At 63.4% G+C, this 20,720-nt stretch carries 20 protein-coding genes and 1 pseudogene; 8 read left to right on the top strand and 13 right to left on the bottom strand.

The genetic code is table 11. The features are described 5' to 3' along the window. Positions 1–38: 38 nt before the first annotated feature. The 10 genes from BV071_RS08380 to BV071_RS08335 all read right to left on the bottom strand — a co-directional run bounded on the left by BV071_RS08380 (position 39) and on the right by BV071_RS08335 (position 10,880). Entirely contained in the window at positions 39–524 is a 486-nt protein-coding gene (locus tag BV071_RS08380; protein ID WP_035604934.1) for a hypothetical protein, read from the bottom strand. Further along, positions 521–943 carry a biopolymer transporter ExbD gene (locus tag BV071_RS08375; protein ID WP_052573057.1) on the bottom strand — a complete coding sequence of 141 codons (423 nt, stop codon included), beginning with the start codon at positions 941–943 and terminating at the stop codon, positions 521–523. Before BV071_RS08375 ends, BV071_RS08380 begins: the two co-directional genes overlap by 4 nt. Positions 944–949: 6 nt before the next feature. Then, positions 950–1,618, bottom strand: coding sequence for a MotA/TolQ/ExbB proton channel family protein (locus BV071_RS08370; protein WP_052573056.1), 669 nt, complete (start codon positions 1,616–1,618; stop codon positions 950–952). 3 nt (positions 1,619–1,621) lie between these two features. Next, complete coding sequence (locus BV071_RS32680) at positions 1,622–2,371, bottom strand: energy transducer TonB (RefSeq protein ID WP_052573055.1); 750 nt, start codon at positions 2,369–2,371, stop codon at positions 1,622–1,624. A 329-nt stretch (positions 2,372–2,700) separates the two neighbouring features. Then, positions 2,701–3,489, bottom strand: coding sequence for a hypothetical protein (locus BV071_RS08360; RefSeq protein ID WP_265594218.1), 789 nt, complete (start codon positions 3,487–3,489; stop codon positions 2,701–2,703). Continuing rightward, a complete protein-coding gene (locus BV071_RS08355) occupies positions 3,479–6,901 on the bottom strand; it encodes a hypothetical protein (protein WP_035604928.1) in 3,423 nt (1,140 codons plus the stop codon). Before BV071_RS08355 ends, BV071_RS08360 begins: the two co-directional genes overlap by 11 nt. A 318-nt stretch (positions 6,902–7,219) precedes the next feature. Next, positions 7,220–8,770 (bottom strand): pyridoxal-phosphate dependent enzyme, encoded by a 1,551-nt coding sequence (locus tag BV071_RS08350; RefSeq protein ID WP_035604925.1) that lies wholly within the window; start codon positions 8,768–8,770, stop codon positions 7,220–7,222. A gap of 237 nt (positions 8,771–9,007) precedes the next feature. Beyond that, positions 9,008–9,433 (bottom strand): hypothetical protein, encoded by a 426-nt coding sequence (locus BV071_RS08345; RefSeq protein WP_035604923.1) that lies wholly within the window; start codon positions 9,431–9,433, stop codon positions 9,008–9,010. A 16-nt stretch (positions 9,434–9,449) separates the two neighbouring features. Further along, positions 9,450–10,124, bottom strand: coding sequence for a phosphoribosylanthranilate isomerase (locus BV071_RS08340; RefSeq protein ID WP_052573054.1), 675 nt, complete (start codon positions 10,122–10,124; stop codon positions 9,450–9,452). A gap of 54 nt (positions 10,125–10,178) precedes the next feature. Beyond that, positions 10,179–10,880 (bottom strand): hypothetical protein, encoded by a 702-nt coding sequence (locus BV071_RS08335; protein ID WP_035604920.1) that lies wholly within the window; start codon positions 10,878–10,880, stop codon positions 10,179–10,181. 184 nt (positions 10,881–11,064) lie between these two features. Here BV071_RS08335 and BV071_RS08330 point away from each other — a divergent pair, with 184 nt between their 5' ends. The 3 genes from BV071_RS08330 (at position 11,065) to BV071_RS08320 (ending at position 14,474) form a co-directional block, all read left to right on the top strand. After that, on the top strand, positions 11,065–11,625 hold the full coding sequence (locus tag BV071_RS08330) for a hypothetical protein (RefSeq protein ID WP_035604917.1): 561 nt from the start codon (positions 11,065–11,067) through the stop codon (positions 11,623–11,625). An 82-nt stretch (positions 11,626–11,707) separates the two neighbouring features. After that, on the top strand, positions 11,708–12,883 hold the full coding sequence (locus tag BV071_RS32675) for a TlpA disulfide reductase family protein (protein ID WP_265594217.1): 1,176 nt from the start codon (positions 11,708–11,710) through the stop codon (positions 12,881–12,883). A 67-nt stretch (positions 12,884–12,950) separates the two neighbouring features. Further along, positions 12,951–14,474, top strand: a complete 1,524-nt coding sequence (locus BV071_RS08320; RefSeq protein WP_035604914.1) for a phospholipase D family protein — start codon at positions 12,951–12,953, stop codon at positions 14,472–14,474. Positions 14,475–14,555: 81 nt separating this feature from the next. Here BV071_RS08320 and BV071_RS08315 read toward each other — a convergent pair whose 3' ends face one another. Further along, a complete protein-coding gene (locus BV071_RS08315; protein ID WP_035604911.1) occupies positions 14,556–15,440 on the bottom strand; it encodes a transporter in 885 nt (294 codons plus the stop codon). A 267-nt stretch (positions 15,441–15,707) separates the two neighbouring features. Between BV071_RS08315 and BV071_RS08310 the strand changes: the two genes are divergently transcribed. The 5 genes from BV071_RS08310 (at position 15,708) to BV071_RS08290 (ending at position 19,653) form a co-directional block, all read left to right on the top strand. After that, positions 15,708–16,328: a redox-sensing transcriptional repressor Rex gene (locus tag BV071_RS08310; protein ID WP_035604908.1), complete on the top strand. Its 621-nt coding sequence runs from the start codon at positions 15,708–15,710 to the stop codon at positions 16,326–16,328. A 110-nt stretch (positions 16,329–16,438) separates the two neighbouring features. Beyond that, on the top strand, positions 16,439–16,957 hold the full coding sequence (locus BV071_RS08305; protein WP_035605270.1) for a sigma-70 family RNA polymerase sigma factor: 519 nt from the start codon (positions 16,439–16,441) through the stop codon (positions 16,955–16,957). Next, on the top strand, positions 16,954–18,204 hold the full coding sequence (locus BV071_RS08300; RefSeq protein WP_035604906.1) for a von Willebrand factor type A domain-containing protein: 1,251 nt from the start codon (positions 16,954–16,956) through the stop codon (positions 18,202–18,204). The genes BV071_RS08305 and BV071_RS08300 overlap by 4 nt, the downstream gene beginning before the upstream one ends. Positions 18,205–18,289: 85 nt before the next feature. Further along, positions 18,290–19,099: a hypothetical protein gene (locus BV071_RS08295; RefSeq protein WP_265594216.1), complete on the top strand. Its 810-nt coding sequence runs from the start codon at positions 18,290–18,292 to the stop codon at positions 19,097–19,099. Positions 19,100–19,173: 74 nt separating this feature from the next. Beyond that, positions 19,174–19,653, top strand: a complete 480-nt coding sequence (locus BV071_RS08290; RefSeq protein WP_265594215.1) for a deoxycytidylate deaminase — start codon at positions 19,174–19,176, stop codon at positions 19,651–19,653. On the opposite strand, the gene BV071_RS08285 is transcribed toward BV071_RS08290, so the two are convergent. Beyond that, complete coding sequence (locus BV071_RS08285) at positions 19,608–20,387, bottom strand: hypothetical protein (protein ID WP_035604902.1); 780 nt, start codon at positions 20,385–20,387, stop codon at positions 19,608–19,610. The two genes, BV071_RS08290 and BV071_RS08285, sit on opposite strands and share 46 nt — an antisense overlap. A 57-nt stretch (positions 20,388–20,444) precedes the next feature. Continuing rightward, positions 20,445–20,720: pseudogene (locus tag BV071_RS08280) on the bottom strand (nicotinic acid mononucleotide adenylyltransferase); the annotation flags it as partial.

Below are 20,720 nucleotides of genomic sequence, written 5' to 3'. Positions count from 1 at the left end.
CGGCCGTCGTTTGCGTGCCGCGTTCTCAAAGGGACGGCTTACTGCGCGCCGGCCTTCTTCAGCTGCGCGACGGCTTCATCGAGCCGTTTGCGCGCCGCCACAAGGTTGGCATTGAGCTCTTTGAGCTTCTCGGTGGCCTCGGCGAGCTTGCTGTCACGGAGTGCCAGCGCTTCATCGCGGGCCTTCACCGCTGCTTCCCACTCCTTGAGCTTGGCATCGGCATCCTGAAGCAGCTTGTTCGCCGCATCGAGCTGCTGGGTCTTCTCAGTCGCGGCCTTTTCGGCTGCATCAGAAGCAGCTTGGATCGATTCGATCGAGGACTTCAGACCGGCGATGTCGGACTCCAGCAGCTTCACGCGGTGCTCCGCTTCACCCCGCGCGTTCTTTTCGACGATGGTATCGGCGAGTGCCTGGTGGAGCTTGGCCTCGGTGGCCTTGCCATCGAACCACTGCAGCAGGATGAAGCCGCCGAGGGCAAGGCAGCCGGCGGCATTGATGATAGTCAGCAGGCGGGTGGAGATCACCGGGCAGGGTTCTTCGTTTCGAAACTGATCTTGTCGATCTTGGCGGCGCGCACCGCATCCATGACCGCCAGCACCTGGGCGTGCATCGTCGCGCCATCGGCGGCGATCATCACCCGGTTCTCATCGCTCGGTGGCAGGGCAAGCAGGCGCTCGGTCACCTCCGTCGGCGTCACGATCTTGGCGTCCCAAGTCACCACGCCGTGGGCGTCCACCGCGAGGTGGACCGGCGGCACCTTGATCTGGCGGTCGGAAGTCGCCGCATTCGGCAGCTTCACGTTCACGCGGTGGATCTGGGTCATGGACAGGCTGACCATCATGAAGCTGGCCAGCAGGAAGAACATGATGTCGATCAGCGGGACGATCTCGATCCGCGCATCGTCCTCATGGTCGTCGCCACCTCCCTGGAGTTTGACCGGCATCGGGGCTTAGCGCTTCTTGGTGTGGCGGGAGACAGCGAAGGTCTCCAGGTCATGGCCGTGGGCCTTGGCGGACTGGACCAGCAACTCGGCGTGGTTGATCCAGCGCTCGAAGGCGTTGCGGAAGGCGGAGACCCGCTTGCGGAAATAGTTGTAGGGCAGCAGGCAGCTGATCGCGATGCCCAGGCCGCAGGCGGTGGCGATCAGGGCCTCGGCAATACCGCCGGTGACCTTGTTCACCGCCAGTTCCTCACCGCCGAGTTCGCCGAAGGAACCCATCAGGCCGACCACCGTGCCGAGCAGTCCGAGCAGGGGAGCCAGGGTGATGATGGTGCCCAGGATCCACATCCGCGCTTCAGACTTCTCGATCCACTGCGTGGCGTGCAGGTGCATCGCCGCCAGCATCGAGGTATGGGCGTGGGACATGCCCTCGTTGAGATTGATGAGGAAGGGATCCTCGCCTTGCTCGCCGATCTGCCACGCGGTGTTGAAATCACCGGTGCCGAGCGCCTCGCGGGCTTGTTCCTGGGCATCGGGGCGCAGGGAGCGCTTCAAGGCGATCCACCAAATCGTGCGTTCCAGCAGAACGCAGAGGGCCAGGAAGAAAGTGGCAGCCACGGGCCACATGACCCAGCCGCCCTCATGGAAGTATTTGAGGACGATGTTCGAGAGCAGCATGAATCAATTGTTCAATTTGAATCTGACGACCTGCGTGTTGGTGGCACGGGGACCGGGAGTTGCCTTGTAGCGGCGGACGGAGGCCAGCGCGGCCTCATTGAGCTCCGCGTAGGGGCAGGGGGCGCTGACCCGCGCGTTCACCACGTAACCGCGCTCATCCACTGTGAACACGACGCTGACGCTACCGGTTTGGCCGGCGCGGCGGCAGGCAGAGGGATAGTTCGGTTCCACCTTACGGAGACCGGCCCAGCGGGCGGATCCGGTGGCCGCATTGCCGGAGCCCTTGGCGGTGCCAGCCCCTTCGCCTGTGCCTTGACCGCTGGCACCGCCGCGATTGGTGGTGGCGGTGCGCGAGGCCTGCTTCGGCTGTTCGCTCTTTTTGGGAGCCGCGGGCTGTGGCTTGGGCTTGAGTTCGCCATCCGGGGTGGCGGGAAGATCGGGGATGTCCGGCAGCGGTTCCATTTCCGCGATCTCAGGGATCTCCGGCATTTCGGGAACTTCCGGCACGATCTCTTCCGGGACGACTTCCTGCTGCTGGATCTCCTCCGTCACCGCGGCGTCTTCCGGCGCGGCGGGAGGAGCGGAGCCCATGATCTCCTCGGTGATCGCCATCTCGATCTCGTCGGCCTTCGGCTCGTTGAGCTTCGGCAGGCGCTCGTGAATCTTGATCGCCACGGCCACAGTGCTAGCCCCGGAAACCGTGAGCCAGGTGGCCAGAGTGCCGATATTCAGGGCGTAGAGGAGAGGTTGCACGGGACTGGGAAATCGTTATTGAGAATGAATCTCAGCGCGGGGGCAGTGAAATTCCGAGGCCCCCCACTGTCAAAGTGTTTTTCGAAAGTCGGGCTATTCCGATTGGAATCGCCAGCCCGCCATCAGATCAGAACGGCTGGGGTCCCGGGGATTTTAGGAGGAATACCGCCACGGCCCGCAGGGCTCTTCACCGCATCGATCTTGGTCTGAAGATTGGGACCGGGATAAATGGGATAAGAAGAGGGTGGGGGAGCCGGGTAAAAGCAAACGCCCGCCGAGCCTGAAGGCTGGCGGGCGCTGTGAAGTAGTCGAGCTGAGACGAGGCGGGCTCAGGGGGTGGCGGCTGCCGGCTCCGGCGCATCCTTGCCCGGGCGGCGCAGGGTCACGCTTTGCATGAAGCCTGACCGTGAGCCGTCGCTGTTTTGGAAGAAGCTGGCATCGCTCTTCAGGATGATGAGCTGAACCTGTTCGTCGGGTGTGACCGCAATCAGATTGTTCTCCTGGGTCTTCCAAGCGCCGTCCTTCTCGTAGGCGAGTTCGTAAACCACCTGACCGTCCTTGGGGGTGGCGAGGAAGGAGTCTCTGGTCTTCATCGCGATCGGCTTCATGCCATCGCAGGTGATCGCGACCCGGATGGGCGCGTAGTTGTGGATCCGCAGCTTGCCGAGTGGCAGCTTGGTTGGATCATCGTCGATCACGAAGGTCTGGTAGGTGCCACCTTGCGCCGCTGCGATCAGGACCGTGGCCCGCTTCGAGTTGGCGGGTAACTTCGCGAGGGCGACGATGCTGGGGTCTTTCTCCCGCAGTGCCTTCAGCTCCGGAGAGATCGCTGCGGGGTTCTGGGCACCGGCCTTCGCGGCGGCCGGATCCGCACCCTCCTGGTGGATCTCCATGATCGCGGGTCCGGCGTAGCTCACCGGCTTGGTGTAGGTGAAGGCCTTGGCCGTCACCGGCGTGCCCTTGCCCGAGGACTTCAGGCTCAAGCCGGGGATGTCATCACCCCAAGACACCAGATCCAGTTTCATCGACACCGACGCCTCTTGGGCGCGGGCGAGAGGCGAGAGGCTGCCAAGCAAAAGGAGCGCTGTGGCGGGACGAAGCAGGGAATTAAATCTCATTGGACGAGAGCCATTTGAAGGAGATGATCGAGAAACGACGGCCGAAGTTTTGATTCACCTTCGAATCCAGTTGGGCGGGAAGATCCCCCACCGCATCGCTGCCGTCAATATACTCTGGCATCCGCTGCACGATCGCCTCGCACCAAGCACGGGCAATCGGAGCGCCAGTTACGGGGTCGGTCGCCTCGCCATAGGCACGGACGCGGAAGGTGTCCGAACGGGCGGCGAGCGCCGGGCCAATCACCTGCAGGAGGTCCGCTTGGGTAACCCAGCCCGGGATACCGGTGGAGCGGAAACCCTGTTCGCTGCGGAAGCTCGGATTGGTCAGCATCGGGCGGTCCGCCAGAATGCCGGCAAGAGCGCCGGGGTTCAAATCCTTGGAGGTGGTGGCCCACACCGGCTCGCTCGGATTGGTCTCATTCATGCTGAACGCGCGCGAGCCATCGAGGTCGCCGCGGGGAGCGCTGCCATTCGCCTGCAGGTTGACGCGGTCTTCGGTGACGCTGATGTTCTTGAAGACGTTCTTGGCACCGGTGACGCTGATGTTGGCACCGCTTTCATCGAGTGCGACCTGGAGGGCACCGGCCCGGCTCAGCACCTTGTTGCGGGTGATGTCGGCGATTGCCCGGTTGACGAACTGCGAGAGCGAAACGAAGGGGCCGCGCATGCGGACCTGGCGGGTGATCTCGGTGGCCAAGGCGTCGAGCTGCGCGTCGTTCAGACGGCGGAAGCCGGCGAAGGAATCCTCCATCTCTCCGGTGGGCGGTGAGGCAGCTGAACTGGTCTGCTCAAGGCTGCGGGGGTAGAGGGCGTCACCCGAGGTGGATGTTCCGTCGGCCGGGTGCTTGAGGTGCTTGCTGCCGGAGAGCAATGCCTTCCACGCTTCCTTGCGGGTGCAATTCACGTTGAAGGAGCCATCGATCATGAGATGCGCGGCGGCGAGCTTGGCATCGCGCATGTCCGGCGATTCGAGTCCCGGATGGATGCTGATCAGGGCCGGATTCTCAGGGACGGACAAGCCCGACTGGGGCATGGCCGAGAAGTAGTAGCTGTCCCAGAGGGCTGTGTTGAGCAGGTAAGCGAGGTCGTAGTAATTCGCCGCCAGGGACTGGAAGCCGCCGGAGCTGTTTACCCCTGTCAGGGTGAAGTTGGTGCGCGACTGAACGCTCAGCGAGCGCTTCACGAAGGGCGTGGCATAGGAGTTGCCGACGGCATTCCCGGGCTGGTGGCCGACCGAGCCGAACTGGTCGTCACCCGTCATGTCCGCATGCTGGAGCTGGGCGAGGGAGACGAACTTCTTTTGCGGGCTGAAGAGAATGACCTTCTTGGTATCGTTCGGCGAGCGGCCCCAACCAAGCTGGCTGATGGCGAAATTCCGGGTGAAGGCGTCGCCAGTCTGACCACCGGGATCGTTGAAGGGCAGGTTGGCCAGGCTGTCCGCGCTTTCCATGAAGTAAGGCGGCGGATTGTAGGACGCGATCGGCTTGTGGAAGCGCTTGCCCTGGAAGTTGAAGTCGGTGAAGGAGCGCAGCGTGGAGCCGCGCAGTCCGAGCGGATCAACCCCCGAAGGATTGGGCAGCAGCGCCTTGTAATCGTTCCCCGGCTGGCTGAATTGGAAGCCGTAGAAGTGCATGGGGAAGGGGCGGCTCATCGTCTTCGCCTTCTCCTTGGTCATGTTGCGCGTGGTGGACGCGTAGTAGCCATTGTCGAGTTCGAAGCGCTCGAGCCGGCGCAGCAGGGTGTTGGTACCCGAGCCGGTGCGTAGATCGATGGTGATCTGGGTGGTGGTCCAGGACTCGCGCATGTCCATCGCCAGGGTATTCGCGAGGTTGTTGACCGAGTCGTGCGTGAGTTCCACGCAGTTGTCGAAGTTCGCGGGCTGGCTGGAGGCGAAGGGCTTGAGATCCACCGTCACGCGGCTGGTGCTGTTCGATTGGCGAACCACCGGTCCCCCGATGGTGAAGGCCCGGGCCTCACCGGCAGGGATTTCATCCGCGGGGATCCGGAAGACCGCGTTGTTCAGCACGGCGGGGCTGCTGGGGGTGGCCGGAACAAAAGCCGGTTGGCCGACAGCATTGTAAATGCAGGCGGGCTTGTAGCCGCCATCGACACCCTGGGTCCCTGAGGGTTGGGAGTTGGTGACCTCCAGCTCGAGGGCGGAGTTCCACTTCAGCGGATAGGGATACGGATTGCCGAGTCCGATCGCGATCTTGACGCAAGGGTTGATCTTGTAGGTGTCGCCGCCAGCGGGGACCATCCGAGCCCCGAAGACGAAGCGGATCTCGGTAATGGTCGGAGCGATCGCAATGCCAGCGTCGTTAGGCGCAGCTTTGACGAGCAGCTTCCCGCCGTCCGTCGTCGTCGTGGCGAGGTCGCTGAAATCCTTGATCCGGGACCACTTCGGTCCCTTCATGTTGCGGAAGTTGGTGATGCTGGTGGGAATGACGTTGAGCGTCGGATCCGGGAAACCGGACCGCAAATAGGCCGTCAGGTCCGCCCGCAGGCCGCCGTTGAAGCTGTCCACCAGCAAGCCGCGGCTGTCGGCCGTGGCCGCATGAAAATTCCGTTGCAGCGGAGATTCCGAGCTGCCGCTCTTCCCGAAGCTCGGATTGAGAAGCCCGCCTTCCGGCAAGGTGACCACATTGGCGATCGACTTTGCATTGCCGGCACCCGGAGAAGGATAGTCGCCGAAGCCATCGACGGTTTCCCAGCCTGCACGGCGGTCACCCATCGTCTCATAGGTCATCTTCTGGCTCGGATTGTCCTCCGGCACTTGGTTGAACTTGGCTTTGACCCCTTCGTCGCCGATCCACCAGCCATGCCGGCCGACCGGTTTGGTGTCCTTTTTGGTGCCACCAATCTCGACCAAGGGGGCGCCGACGTAGCGGTCGGTGTCCGTGGAGCCGACGGTGTTCTTGCCGACCAGCACGACTGCCTTGGTCGTGTCGCTCACATTGCCGCTGCCGTCGACCGAGGCGATCGTGGTTGCCGGGGTGAGACGGTTGGCCGCAGGCAAGCCCTCGTTGCCGCTGATTAGCCAAGCCTTGAGAGCGGGGGAGGGAGTGCGGGTATAGATCTGCGTGGTCGCGGCGGTCTGGTTCCAGACGCCGGTCCAGTAGCGGGTGCCCGGCTGCACCATCGACAGGCCTTTCGTGACGCTGTTGACCGAGGTGTTGTTGAGTGGCGCCGTTCCCACAGCCAGAGGATCGCCCGTGGCCGTACCGGCCAAGTCGGCAGTGCCCGTCGCCCTCTGGTCGGGTCCTGCCTGCTTCTGCAGCTCGCCGATCGCCAGCATCAGGGCCATCCGGGCATTGGCACGCGCCGTCGCCATCGCATCTTCACGCGAGGAGGCTCTCAACGAAATCGTGGAGAGCGAAAGGAGCCCCACGGCCAAGATGGTCAACAGAACCATCAGTGACAGTGAGATAACGAGTGCGAATCCGGGGCTTTTAGGCTTGAGCTGACGTTTGCGGCTTTTCGCGCCATTCATCGTTGTTTCCGTCGTAGCTCTGGTCCGCAGCAGTGAGGGGTAGGTCAAATCCCGGCTGCTTTCACGTCCAGTTCTACGATCCTCCACGTATTCACGAAGTATTCTCCGGCATCCAGCCGAAACTCACTTTCCGGGGCCCTTTCGACAAAAAAACTGTGGGTTTCTATAGTCCGAATGTGGGATTGCTGTGGGAATTTGGCTATTTCCCAAAATCCGTCACCCAAACAGGCGACAGGTTTTCTACTGGCCAAGCAGGCGCGCGCGGGTGCGCGAATCGAGCACCTTGCACGAGCGATAGCCTTCGCCGTGCTCCGGAACCGCGGCGGTGAAGGCGTCGCGTTCTGCCTCGGTGGCGAAGTCCAAGCCGATCAAGGCGCGGCCGATCCGTTCCCCGGATTGGCGGTAGTTGAAGTAGCACAGGCTGGCGCGGCCACGGACCCGCTTGTCCAGGAAGTCGTGGAGAGCGCCGGGCCGCTCGTAGAAGTCCAAACGCAGGAAGGCGGGGAAACCGAGCAACTCGCTGTGCAGAGAGATCGCCCGGAAGGCGAGGTCGACGGCACCACTGAGGTCTTCCCACTCGAAGCCACCCGCCGCCAGTTTCTCCGGCAGGGCCTCGATCAGGGCCGGGTCCTCGGCGCCGATGGTGAAGGCTGGCCAAGCGTCGCTGGCGTGGGTCTTGCCGTACTGGAAGTCGGTGATGTTGAGCCCGGCGAAGCAGGTATCCAGCAGTTCTAACATGGTGCCGGGCCGCTCGGGGATCCGCACCCGCAGACTGCGGGTGGCATTCGGGGCCGAGCCCTCGGATTGGGCGATCAGGCCGAGCTGGAGGAAATCGATATTCGCGCCGGAGATCACGATCAGCACGCGCTTGCCCGCGAGCTTCTCGCGTTCCTGCATCACCGCGGCGAGGCCGAGTGCGCCGGAAGGTTCGGAGACGCAGCGCAGGCCTTCCCACAGTTGCCGGATCGCTTGGCTGACCTCGGCATTGCTCACCGTGACCATGCGGTCGAGGGTCTCGCGGCAGATTGCGAAGGGCAGTTCGCCCGCCTTCCGCACCGCGGTGCCATCGCAGAAGATGTCCACTTGATCGAGTGCCACCGGTTCACCGGCTTCGATGGCTGCCTTCATCGAGGCTTGGCCGCTGCCTTCCACGCCGACCAGCTCGATCTGGGGCCAGTAGGTCCGCAGCCAGGCGGAAACGCCGGCCGCCATGCCGCCGCCGCCGATCTGAAGGTAGGCGGCATCGAAGGGGCCGTGGCCGGAGAGTACCACCTCATCCGCCAAGGTGCCTTGGCCGGCCATGACCTGCAGGTCATCATAGGCATGGATGTAGGTGGCGCCGCTGGCTTGCGCGTCCTCGCGCGCCGCGGTTACGGCCTCATCGTAGCTATCGCCGGAGAGCAGGATCTCGACGTGAGAGCCGCCATGATGCCGCACCGCGGCCTGCTTCACCCGGGGCGTGGATCGTGGCATGTAGATGCGGGCTTCAATGCCCAGCGAGCGGGCCGCTAGGGCCACGCCTTGGGCATGATTGCCGGCGGAGGCGGTGACCACGCCCGCTGCCCGTTCTTCCGGGCTGAGCACGGCCATGCGGTTGCACGCGCCGCGCCACTTGTAGGCCTTGATCGCGCAGAGGTCCTCGCGCTTCACCCAGATTTCCGGTCCCGGGCCACGGCCCGGCAGGACGAGGTGCTCCAGCGGGGTTGCCTGCCCGAAACGATAGACCCGCTCGCGTGCGAACAAAGTCTCCTGGCGCAAGCGGCGGTCCAACGGCAGTTCTTCGCGTTCCACGCCGGGTGGTGTGGGATATCAGGGGGCGGGGTGCAAGGCTGGCTTCGGAAATGGGTGCTATGGGTCGTATAGGGCTGATGGCTGTTGGGCCCAGGGCAGTTGCTCGACCACAAGTTCTCCAGAACATCTGCTGTCCCAGCGCGGGATCAGTCAGCGTGATCAGCTCCGCGCTCGCGTTTTCATCGCCTGTCGCACCAGTCTGCGCTGGACGATTTAGGGGCCGGGGAGGTGGTCAGACTAGGCTTGATCCGGATGCTCCTTCTTGATCAGGAAGATGCCTATCGTATGAGCGATGGCCGCCAGCAGGATCGCGCAGAAGCTCGGCTTGCGGTGGTCGGCAAAGAAGAACGCGATGCTGGTGGCGGCAGTCGCGATCGCGGAGATCACCTTCGCCAGCACCCGCACCGCCTTTGATTGGCCATAGACCCGCGATAGGAAGGGAGACAGCAGCCAGAGCAGGACCGGGCCGAGGTAGAGGAAATTGAAGCAAAGATCGAAGGGGGTGCCGCCCGACAAGGGCCGGGCGAGGTTCAAGCGGACGTCCGCAATCCACTCCCTTACGAGGACGGTGTGACCATCGCTGGGAAACACCAGCGCGAACAACGCCGCCATCATCGCGACCCAGAACGCGAGAATGGCTTCGTGCTGGTCCTGCTCCCTCATATAGGTCCTATGGGTCCTACGGCCGTTGGGTCGGAGCGAGAGGTGATGCTTTCGCCAGCAGTTGCTCCACTTTCGCAAAGTCCTTCACCCCCGGTCGCAGCTCTGCACCGGATGCCACGTCCAGTGCTGCCGGTAGCACCGCTGTCACTGCATCCGCCACATTCTCCGGGGTGATGCCGCCGGCCAGCACCAGCGGCAGGTCGGGATTCTCCCCGGCGAAGGCGCGAGCCAGGGCCCAGTCGATGGTCTTGCCGGTGCCGCCGTAGAGGCCAGGGGCATGGGCATCTAACAGGATGGCCGCGGCACCGTAGTCGCGGACCCGCGCGAGGTCCTCCAAGCCCTGCACGCCGATGGCCTTGATGAAGGGAATACCCGCCTCACGGAAGATGCGGGCATCCTCCGGTGTCTCGTCGCCGTGGAGCTGGACCACATCGATCAGGCCTTGCTCCACGAGGCGCCGCGGCAGGTCCGGGCCGGCGTTCACGAAGACGCCGACGCGCAAGATGCGCCCGGCCAGGCCGCGCAGGAAGTCGGCGGCTGCCGGATCGAGGTAGCGTTTCGATTGGGGCCAGAAGTTTGCTCCCAGTGCTTCCACGCCCAGTTCCACCAAGCGCTCCGCGTCATCCGCGAGCGTCACCCCACAGATCTTCAGGGAAACGGGAGCGGGGGCCAGGAAGCGGTCGGCGGTCACTGCGGAACCATTGCCATCACTTGGCGGGCTGCCAAGGGCGAAGGCGCGCCGCTTTTAGCGCCGGCGACGCAGCAGCACGAGCCCGCCGAGAAGGCCAAGCAGTGCGGCGGAGGGCTCAGGCACCACAGAGTAGGTGGCGTCGACGGCACCGATCTTGAAGCGGTCTACGTCGCGTTTGCCGCCGGGCTTGCCCTGTACGGCGCCGATCAGGATGGCGTTGAAGCTGCCGTCGCCAGTCACGTTGAGGGTCCGCTCCTGGTTGCTGCGGGTGGAGAGATCGTCCACGCGCTCGCTGAAGCCAAGTTCGTCCAGATCTGAATAGGTGAGGCCGGCGAGGTTCACATCCCCGGAGACATTCGCGGTGTAGTAGGTCACGTCGCGATCCCAGGTGCCGTAAGGATTCACCACGATGTTCACATCGCTCACCGGGCCGTCGAAGACGAAGAGGATCCAGTCGTTGCCCCTGGCATTGTCGATCTGGTGTTCGGGGACTTGGTAGGCCCGCTCGTTGCCGTTGGTTACGCCGATCCCGGTGGAGTAAACCACGCCCATGCCCTCCGAGAAGGACTGGTTGTTCTTCTTGCCGGTGTAGCCCCAAGAGGTGGCAGTGAAGCCATGGTCGCCGTTGGCAAAGACCAGTTCGTTGCCGATCTGGTTGTCGCCTTGGGAGCCAGTTGCTTCCCAAGAGACCGACTGGCAGAAGCCGGGCAGGGTTAGCAAGATGGCGGCGCAAACCGACAGAGCAAAGGCGTACATCCGGGGAGGGGTGCGGGGTGGGCGGGGAGTCCCGGAGGTTTGGGGAAACCCCAGGCAACAGTCGTGATTTATACTCAATTCCCGCTTACAGTCAATAAGTCACAGGGTACGTGATCACGGGGGAGGGAAGCGGGAGACATGCCAGCGCTCCAAAGGAGCCGTGGAATCCCAATTGTGCGGAGTGTTGCAGCCATCCCAAGATGGCGGCATGGCGCTGGCTTTTGGCTTCATTTTCTGGGGCTTGGTTTTCTCGCTCGTCGATATCCAGTCGGCGAATGGTTTCGACTACCTGCCGGACTGGCTGGGCTATGTGCTGGTGATGTTGGGCTGTGCCCGGCTGAGTAGTACTTCGGGGCGATTTCACATCGCCGGGGTTTTGAGCGGGGGCTTGGCCGCGATTGAGGCGCTCGCGCTGTCGAAGAGCCGGATCGGCATCGGGATCGATGCGGATCTTGGGGTGCTGTCCAGGATTGTGGATCTGGTGATGATCTGGATGCTCTTGGGTGGCATCATGGCGATTGCCGATAAGTGGCAGCGCCCGGACTTGGTGATGCGGGCCTCCAATCGCCGGGTCGCTTATGTGGTAATATTGGGATCCTGCTACCTGATCCCTTTGCTGGCCGGCTCGCGGAATGTCGGTCCCATGCTGGGAGTGACGCTGGTGGCCGGCGTCCTCGTGGTGCTCGTCTTCATTCTCCAGCTCATCCATCAAATGAAGGGGGCGTCCCATACCCACGGGTGGTGAGGCCATCTGGGGTGGAAAACAGGGCAGATTTTCACGCTGAATCCCGTTGCCTCGGCGGGCTGAATTGCCAATGCCCTTAGGGGTGAACAAAGCGATCCTGCTCTCCCTGCTCCTGCCGCTGGCCGCTCGCGCCCAGTCCGGCCCGATTGTCCCGATCAACTCGGTGGCACCTTCCGAGGTAGCGAAGGCCGCGATGGCGGAAATCGATGCCGCTCACCGCGAGCTCGGGCCGCAGCCAGCCGGGTTCTTCGACGGCAAGAGCCGCACCGAGCTGATGATGATGCGGCAGGCCTCGCAGAAGAAGCTGCGCGAGGCGGCGCTGAAGTTCTACACCGAGAACCCGGAGGATCCGATGCGCTGGGCCGCGGTGCTGCGCATGTTCATGATTCGGGGTGAGTTCGTCACTGGCACCAAGGAAGGCTACGATACGGCGGAGCCCAAGGCTGCGATGGATCTGCTGATCGTGGACGAGGCGGCGAAGGCAGAGTGGGACAAGAAGCTCGCCGATCTCGAAACCGCGATGGCTGCCGCCAAGGATGTGCCGTGGGAAGTTTCGGAGAAGAAGCTCTCGCTCGACGTTTCCAACAAGCTGAGCGTGGCGTTCAAGGCCGGCAAGGCGGCCGATCCTGCGGTGATGAGCGCGCACGACGAGCTCGCGGCGAAGTTCCCGAAGGGCGACCTGGCCCTGCAATCTTATCTCTCACTCCTGCGCGCCAGCGGTGTGCAGGGCACGGACCGCGAGGCCGCCTTCTGGCAGCATCTGGCGGAGAGTCCGAATGAAAGCGTCCGCGCGCGCGGGGAAGCCGAGTTGCGGGTCGCGAAGGCGGCGAAGGAGCCGATGGAACTCAAGTTCACGGCGGTGGATGGCCGCGAGGTCGATCTCGCCGCCCTGCGCGGGAAGGTGGTGCTGGTGGACTTCTGGGCCACTTGGTGCGGGCCCTGCGTGGCCGAGATCCCGAACGTGAAGAAGGCCTACGATGCTTGGCATGCGAAGGGCTTCGAGGTGATTGGCATCTCGCTCGACCGGGCGGACGCGAAGCAGAAGCTGGTCGACTTCGTGAAGAAGAACGAACTCCCTTGGCCGCAGTATTACCATGAGGGGGAGGGGGCGCATCCGATCGCCACCAAGTATGCGATCAATGCGATTCCGGCCATGTTCCTGATCGACCGCGAGGGCAAGCTGATCACGACCAATGCCCGGGGCGAGCGGCTGGAGCGGGAGCTGGAAAGCTTGCTCGGCGAGGGCGGAAAGCCCTGAAGGCTGCCGATTTCGGCTCTTCCGTTTTTTCCGGCTTGCTCTAGCAAAAGGCGGTCACCCACCCGCCATGCGTTTGCTTTTGTTATGTGCTGCCGGATGCCTGTTAGCCTCGGTATCCTGCAGACCCCTGCCGGATACCAGCGGGCGGGTGCAGGAATATGCAGTCGGGGCCAGCCGGGGCACTCAGTTGGACCGGGCGGTCCGGCCCTTCGGCGCGGCGCATCCCGGGCAGTCCGGTTTCGATGCGCTGGAGAAAGGCGGCGAGGCGATCGATGCCCGCACTTCGCTGGCTGCGATGGCCACGCGCAGCCTCGATCTCCAGTACTACATCTGGCACAATGACCTGACCGGGAAGCGCCTGGTGGCGGCCTTGCTGGCCGCTGCGGACCGTGGTGTGCGCGTGCGGGTGATTATCGATGACCTGGGCACTTCGGCCAAGGACGATGACCTGCTCGCGCTCGACGGCCACCCGAACATTGAGGTCCGGCTCTTCAATCCGGTCATGACGCGCTACGTCCGGCTGTTAGGCGCGGTGGGCGATTTTGGCCGCGTCAATCGCCGCATGCACAACAAGGCTTTCATCGCCGACAACCAGATCGCCATCGTCGGCGGCCGCAATATCGGTGACGAATACTTCGACTATTCGGGAGATGTGAACTTCGCCGACTTCGACGTCGCCGCGGTCGGGCCGGTGGTGCGTGAGGTCTCAGCCTCCTTCGACCAGTATTGGAACAGTCCCTCGACCATCGGGATCACGCAGTTGAAGCGCAGCAAGGTGAAGCCCGAATATCTGGAAGGCTTGCGGCACGGTTCGCTCGCAGCTGCAGGCACGGGCAGCGATGCCTATGCCCGCAAGCTCCGGGCCGGCAAAGTCATCTTCTATCCCGGCAAGGGCACCGCGATTGCGGACGATCCGGCCAAGGTCCGGGTCAGCAGCCGTAAGACCGATACTCACCTCGCGCCCAAGCTGCGGGAGCAGGCGGGTATCACCCGGCGGGAAATCCTGATCGTGTCGCCCTACTTCATCCCGGGGAAGGTAGGAATCGCGGAGCTGGCTGAGCTGCGCCGCCGCGGGGTGCGGGTGGTGATCCTTACCAACTCCCTGGCATCGACCGATGTGGCGGCGGTGCATGCCGGCTACAAGCGCTACCGCAAGGACATGCTGCGGATGGGGGTGGAGCTCTACGAGAACAAGCCCGCCGGCAATTGGGGCGGTGCCGCCTCGGCCGGGGTCGCCATTCGCAAAGGCAAGGGCAGCAGCGGTGCCAGCCTTCATGCCAAGACATTCGTCTTTGATCGTCAGCGGCTCTTTGTCGGCTCGATGAATCTCGACCCGCGCTCGATCCGCCTGAACACCGAGCTGGGTATCCTGATCGACAACGCAGTCCTCGCCGATGCCTTCACCAAGGTGGTGTTGAACGGGCTCCCGACCAATGCCTACCGTGTGGAGCTCGATGAGCACGGCAACCTGGTGTGGACCACCACCGAGAACGGCCAAGCGGTCCGCCTCACCAAGGAGCCCCAGACCACGGCGTGGCAACGCTTCAAGGTGGAGGTTCTGGGTTTGCTGCCGCTGGAAGGGCAACTGTGATCCTTCCCTCGAAAAACAAGGCCGGCGATGGTATCACCACCGCCGGCCGCTCTAACAACCGAATAAACTTTCTTTGCTGGACTACTGTCGGCGAGTGATCGGCTCGGTGCCGTGGTGGCCGCCAGCTTCGCCGCCGAAGTCGTAGCCGAGGACGAACCAGCCCTCGAAGTCCTTCGAGTCATGGGTCAGGCCGGCGAGGGTGACCACATCAACGTGGATGTTCTCAGTTGGACGCCACTGGACGCTGGGGCCGATGTTGAACTGGCGCTCGGGCTCGGCGCGGGAGCCGATCGTGGTTTCCCACTTGTAGGTCATTTCCACGCCTACGGAGAACTTGCTGTCGCAGATCGACTTGCTGATCGCCTGGGTGAAGGCCCACTCCTCGCCTTGTTCGTCGGTGAGTTCCTTTTCCCAGACGAAGTTCGCGGCCCAGTGCCAGCCCTCGCCGAAGTCCTCGCAGAGCAGCAGCTTGGGCTCGATCACGTCACCGCCGTGGTCAGGATCGGTGAGCTTGTATTCGAAATAGAGGGTCGGGTTGAGCGGGATCTTGCCCCAGTCGGCCAACGCCCAACGCACCTCGAAGGCGGTGTCCTTGTAGCTGCTGTGGTTGTCCTCATCGATCACCCAGTCGTAATAGGCATCGAGCTGAAGGCGGTAGGGCAGGCCGATTTCAATTTCTTCCTGGAAGAGGTGCGACCATTCGCCGCCGTCCTTCCGGCTGCGCCACCACTGCTCCACGCCGACTTCCCACGGATCCTGCTGGATGTAGGCCCGGGTGGTGGCGAAACGGCGGGCGCCGAGCCACTCCGGCTGGCCATAGACGCCATCGGGCACGTCTTCGGCGAGCTGGACGATGTCACCGGGTTCGCCGTGGACGGTCAGGGGCTTGAGGGCACTGGGTTCGGCGGCGGCTGCCACGAGGGGCAGGACTGCTGCTGCGAGTGCGAGCGAAGGGAGTTTTTGCATTGCGTGCGCGGGAACGATTGAAACGAGATGTCCTTAGGAAATTTTGGTGGGAAATTGCGATGCCAGCTTTCCCCGCTAATTTGTAGGGGAAATTCCTACGAGGGGAGGCCCGAGAGCCCTTGTCTCCCGCTAAGAGGGCGTTTCGGCCACGAGATGCCAGAGTGCTGAGACAAGGGCACCGGCATTTGATAATGCAGCTTCAGCACCCTCCACCCAAGCTTGACCCGGCGGCATTCCCCGCGTTTCCTGCCGCGCCGCCCTCGTCCTGTGGAAAAGGTTGATATTCCCAAAAAGGCGATCTACCGCCTGTCGATCTACCACCGCTGCCTGCAGCGTTTGCACGACAACGCGCAGGAAACGGTGAGTTCGACCGCGCTTGCGAAGGCCGCGGGGGTGAAGCCGGCCCAGCTGCGCAAGGATTTGGCCTATTTCGGCCAGTTCGGGACCCGGGGACTGGGCTATCCGGTGGATACGCTGGCCTCGATGATCCGGGATGTGTTGGGGCGCGAGCGCCTGCAGCCGGTGGTGCTGGTGGGGGCGGGTAATCTCGGCTCGGCACTCCTTCACTACCAAGGGTTCCAGAAGGAAGGCTTCGAGGTCATCTGTGCTTTTGACGCTGATCCAGAGGGGGCGGTGCGGCGCGGGGTCGCGATTCCGGTGAAGTCGGACAAGGAGATCGATACCTTCGTCCAGCAGGAGGGGGTAAAGCTGGCGATTCTCTGCGTGCCCGCGGGTTTCGCGCAGGCGGTGGCCAATCGCTTGGTGGCAGCGGGGATCCAAGGGATCCTGAATTTCTCGCCGGTGGTGCTGGAGGTTCCGGAGGAGGTGGTGGTCAATAATGTCGACCTTGCGCTGGAGCTGGAACACCTCAGTTTCTTCGTGCGCTGAAGCGGCCTGAGTGCGGCCATTCGGCAATTTGAGGGATGGACCCGGATTTTCACCAAGATTTTCCCGAGCCGTCCGTTCCACCAGTGGCAACGGTGCCTCTCCCGGCCGGCATGGTGGAATCCCGAGAACAATTCGTCGAACGAGCGCTCGCTGAGTACGAGTCGCCCTTGGTCGGCTATGCGTACGGTTTCGTCCATGATGTCGAGCGGGCGCGGGACATCGTCCAAGATACGTTTATCCGCCTGTGCCAGCAGGATGTGGCGAAGGTGAGGGACGGGCTGAAAACCTGGCTCTTCACCGTCTGCCGCAACCGCGCGCTGGACGTCCTGCGCAAGGAGTCCCGCGTGACCCCGTTGGACGAAGCGGAATACCACGGCTTGCCCAGTGAGGAGCCCTCGCCGGACCGGGCCCTCGACCAAGACGAAAGACTCGACCAAACGATGCGTTATCTCGCCCGTCTGCCGCAGAACCAGCAGACGGTGATCCTGATGAAATTCCGCGATGGCTGCAGCTATCAGGAAATCTGCGACGCCACCGGGCTGAGCAGTGGCAATGTCGGCTTCCTGATCCACACCGGACTCAAGCGCCTGCGCGAACTCCTCCCCTCCGATCTCCTTTCCCCGCCATGAACCTTCCACCCGATGATCCCCGCCTCAGCGCCTGGGTGCTCGGCGAACTCCCGCCCGATGAGGCCGAGGCCGTGGGCCGCGCCGTGGAGAGCGATCCCGAACTGCGCGCGCAGGCCGAAGAGTTGCGCGGCATGAGTGAATTCCTGAGTGCCAGCTTGGCGGCCGCCAGCTTGCAGGCCCACCAGCGGGAGGCCGTGCGCCGTGCTGGCCGGACGACGGAGCCAGCAAGGAACAACTTGGTCGAGTTTCCCGTTGCCAAGCCGCAGAAGCGGCGGCTGCCTTGGCCGCTGATCCTCGGGGTCGCGGCTACCGTGACCTTCGCTGCGTATCTCACATTCTCACCCGGCAGGGCTCCCGAAGGTCTCCCTGATCAAGCTGTGTCTGGTGGCGAGGAGAAGGCTGCGCCCCCATATGCCGGGCCGCGGATTTCCACGGCACCATCGCCGGGGCAATCCCGCCCGCAGCGCGATGCCGCCCCCTTGCTGGACCAGATGGCCCGTGATCTGGCCGCGAACGGTCTGCCGGAGCCTTCGCGCTTGCCGCCGCCCATGCCCTTGCCGGAGATGCGCAGTGCTTCGGAAGTCGATCTGCCGGTATTGGTTGGGCGCGAAAGCTATGACTCGGTGCGAGGCTGGATCCGCCAGAAGGGCCAACTGCCGCCGAAGGATGCCGTGAGGATCGAAGAGCTGGCGAATGCCTTTCCGCTGCCGGCGGCGGAGGAAACCCGTGAGTTCGCGGGGCTCAAAGTGGCTTGCGTTTCGATGGCCTCAATGTGGTCCGGTCCCGGCCGTTTGGTCGGAGTGCAGATCTCAAATGAGTCGGGCCGATCGCGCCAAGTCGAGTGGTCCTTCAGCCCGGCTCCCGGCGCGCGCGAGGGCGGGGTGCGGGTGCTGGCTTCCACCAGCGGCAGCGGCGCGAAGGAGGCCATTCTGCCACCCGGCCGCCGAACCCTGGTGCTGATCGAACTGGCGTCCGCCACCGACGACGCCGGGGATCTGGTAGTGGCTTCGGCGGGTCGCAAGAAGCGCTTCCCGGCGCTGGAGACCAAGGATCCGGCGCTCAAGCAGGCGGGGCTTGTGGCGGCCTTCGGGATCTGGCTGCGGGGTGAGGGGATTGATGACTCGCGCCTGAATCAGATCTTGGCCTCTGCGGAAAAGGATAATTCGACCAGCACTCCGGAGTGGACGGATTCCCGCAAGCTGGTGCGCGAGGCGCTGGACATCGCGGAGAAGAAGCGGCGGAAGTGAAGGGGCGCTCCACTTGAACGACGAATGCAGCGCTCTTGGAAGCGTTTCCAAGGAATCGTCCACTGGCGTGTCATTCCAGTGAGCGATGAAAACCATACTCCGCCATTTACCGCGGCTGATTCTGTTAGTGGCCTGCTTGGGCGTGGCGCAGGCGCGTCCTTGGTGGCATTCGCTCGATGACTCCGGGGACGACTTTCCGGCTCGCTACGGCTACGATGTGCAAGCTTTCGAAGAGGGGTCTGCTAGCCGCTTCGTCGTCAGTGTCGACCCGGTGGCAGCGAAGGTCCTGCAGTCCGCAGAACTGGTTGGCGGAAAGGCGGCGAACGCACCCGTGAAACTCTCGGAACCGGACGCCCAGGGGCGGCGTAGCATGGAATTCTCCGTCCCCACCTCGGAGTTGCCTGCCCGTGGCCTGCGCTTGAATTCCGGGCCCATCCCCTTGGGCGGGCAGGAGGGGCTTGATGATTTTCAAGGCTACGTATTGCTGCTGACAAGTATCCCGAAGGGAGAGTCGGCGGTGGGTTTCGATCGCTTCGCGGTGACGGCGCAGAGGTCCGGAGACCAGATCGATTTTTCCGTGAGCTTGCCCGAGAAGCCGCTGGAGATTTCATCCATGGGGCCATCCTGGGAGGTGGTTGCCTGCACCTTGGAAGGGACGATCGCCGGAGGGCGCGTGAAGATTCCATTGAACATTTCAGGGCCTCGCGATGAACCGCAGGTCAAGCTGCCCCAACCGGTGATCGGACCTCCTAGCGCTCGGGAAGCGCACTTCACCCTTCCGGCGTCCCAAGTCTCCGGCCTGATCCTCAAAATCGGTCTGGCCACCCAAGAGCTGCATCCGCAGGGGCGCCAAATGCGGCTCGGCTTGGCCCGGATTACTGCCGGAGCGGAATGAGTGGGTGAAACCCGGCATTCGTCATTCCGCCGCTCCGCATTGACTCGCCCGTGCGCGCCCGGTTCAGTCCCCGCGTGTCCCGGCTTTCCATTCCTGAATATGCGATGGCGCTCGCGCAGGTCGCCAGCATGCGCTCGGAAGATCCCTACCGGAAGGTGGGTGCTGCCGCCCTTGATGCGGACAACCGCGTGATCGGTACTGCCTACAACGGGCTGGCTCCCGGCTTCAATGCGCCGCCAGGCTTTTGGGACGATCGCGAGGCGCGGCAGAAGTTCATGCTCCATGCGGAGGTGAACCTGTGCAGCCTGTTCCGCCGAGGGGAGGCCAAGCTGGTGGCCACCACCACGATGCCCTGCACGGCATGCATGCAGACCCTGTGCGCGAACGGGATACGCGAGATCTACTACCGCGAAATCTATCACGCCTCGGACGCGCCGGAGATTGCGCGCCTCTACGGGGTGAAGCTGGAACGCGTGGAGAGTTCGCTATTCGGAGACCTGACCGCGCTTCAGGGCGCCGCAGCCTCGTCACCGCCGAAGAACCCTTTGACGTAGCCAAACTCCACCATCGTGTCCTGCCATGGGGAAAGGAGGTTGGGGTCTTGGAAGATCCGGGAGCCTCGTGCCATCAGGTTTTCCGCCTCCACCTCTTTGCCTTGGGAGAAGAGGATCGCGGCCTGAGCGTAGTAGGGGTACGGGGAGTCGTCCAAATAGTCGTATTTCTTGGCCATTGAGGCGGCCTCCGCTGCCTTGTTCAGCTTTAGTTTGACCAGCAGCAGCTTGAATTCGCTCAGCCGGTTGATTAGAAGGCTAGCCCTATCGGACTTTTCCGTCCCTGAAGGCTGGCGCTCAATGAGCTTCAACACCTTGGTCAGGTTGGTTTCCGCCTCCGCCCAGTTTTTCGTCACGAAGCTCAGCTCAGCGATGTTGAAGTAGGTCTCCACACGCTCGGGCATGAGGTCGCTGGCCTTCTTGAAAGCCGCCATCGCCTTGTCGAAATCGCGGAACTCGACTTGGCAGGAACCGATCAGGGTGAGCAATTCGGGATCGTCCGGAAAGATGGCCTTCGCCTCATTGGCCTTGTCGATTGTCTCGAAGATCCGCTTGTCAGCGAACATACGGCGGGCCTCCATCAGCTTCTTGGTGTACTCAAGGCGCTTTTCTTCCGGCAGGTTCGAGAAGGCGATCTCGTAGGGGCGCTTTTCCTTGGCGGGTGCTGCCGGTTCCTGTGCGTGGAGCACGGAGAGCGGCAGGAGGCAAAGGAGCAGAGTGCGGAAAATCGGTTTCATGGGTGAGGGACTCGGGCTTGAGATTAGAGCGACAGCGAGGGTCCTGCAAGCAGGCGTTCAGGCTTTATAGAGGCCGCGGCTGCGGATGTATTCCGCGACGGCCGGAGGCAGCCAGGGCGCCTCAGAACTACTGGCGATGGCCTGGCGGACCGCGGTGGCCGAGGCCGGGTGGCTGCCCGGCAGGAAATGCATCCGCCAGTCGCCCTGTGGTTGGGGGGTGCCGTCGCGGGCGAAGACGATGAACTCGACGGCGGCCGCGAGGCGCTCGGGGTGCTGCCAGCGGGGCAGGGCGCGCCATTGGTCGGCCCCCATCAGCCAGAACAGGCGGGCTCC

The organism is Haloferula sp. BvORR071, assembly GCF_000739615.1.
Classification (GTDB): Bacteria; Verrucomicrobiota; Verrucomicrobiia; order Verrucomicrobiales; family Akkermansiaceae; genus Haloferula.
Note: the sequence above shows the minus strand (reverse complement) of the source record. Positions and strands in the feature narration are given on the sequence as shown.

Coding starts and splice junctions, on each gene's coding strand:
- BV071_RS08315 (WP_035604911.1), bottom strand. CDS start 15,440: ATGCAAAAACTCCCTTCGCTCGCACTCGCAGCAGCAGTCCTGCCCCTC.
- BV071_RS08335 (WP_035604920.1), bottom strand. CDS start 10,880: ATGTACGCCTTTGCTCTGTCGGTTTGCGCCGCCATCTTGCTAACCCTG.
- BV071_RS08300 (WP_035604906.1), top strand. CDS start 16,954: ATGAACCTTCCACCCGATGATCCCCGCCTCAGCGCCTGGGTGCTCGGC.
- BV071_RS08305 (WP_035605270.1), top strand. CDS start 16,439: ATGGTGGAATCCCGAGAACAATTCGTCGAACGAGCGCTCGCTGAGTAC.
- BV071_RS08295 (WP_265594216.1), top strand. CDS start 18,290: ATGAAAACCATACTCCGCCATTTACCGCGGCTGATTCTGTTAGTGGCC.
- BV071_RS08320 (WP_035604914.1), top strand. CDS start 12,951: ATGCGTTTGCTTTTGTTATGTGCTGCCGGATGCCTGTTAGCCTCGGTA.
- BV071_RS08355 (WP_035604928.1), bottom strand. CDS start 6,901: ATGGTTCTGTTGACCATCTTGGCCGTGGGGCTCCTTTCGCTCTCCACG.
- BV071_RS08370 (WP_052573056.1), bottom strand. CDS start 1,618: ATGCTGCTCTCGAACATCGTCCTCAAATACTTCCATGAGGGCGGCTGG.
- BV071_RS08360 (WP_265594218.1), bottom strand. CDS start 3,489: ATGAGATTTAATTCCCTGCTTCGTCCCGCCACAGCGCTCCTTTTGCTT.
- BV071_RS08375 (WP_052573057.1), bottom strand. CDS start 943: ATGCCGGTCAAACTCCAGGGAGGTGGCGACGACCATGAGGACGATGCG.
- BV071_RS08345 (WP_035604923.1), bottom strand. CDS start 9,433: ATGAGGGAGCAGGACCAGCACGAAGCCATTCTCGCGTTCTGGGTCGCG.
- BV071_RS08285 (WP_035604902.1), bottom strand. CDS start 20,387: ATGAAACCGATTTTCCGCACTCTGCTCCTTTGCCTCCTGCCGCTCTCC.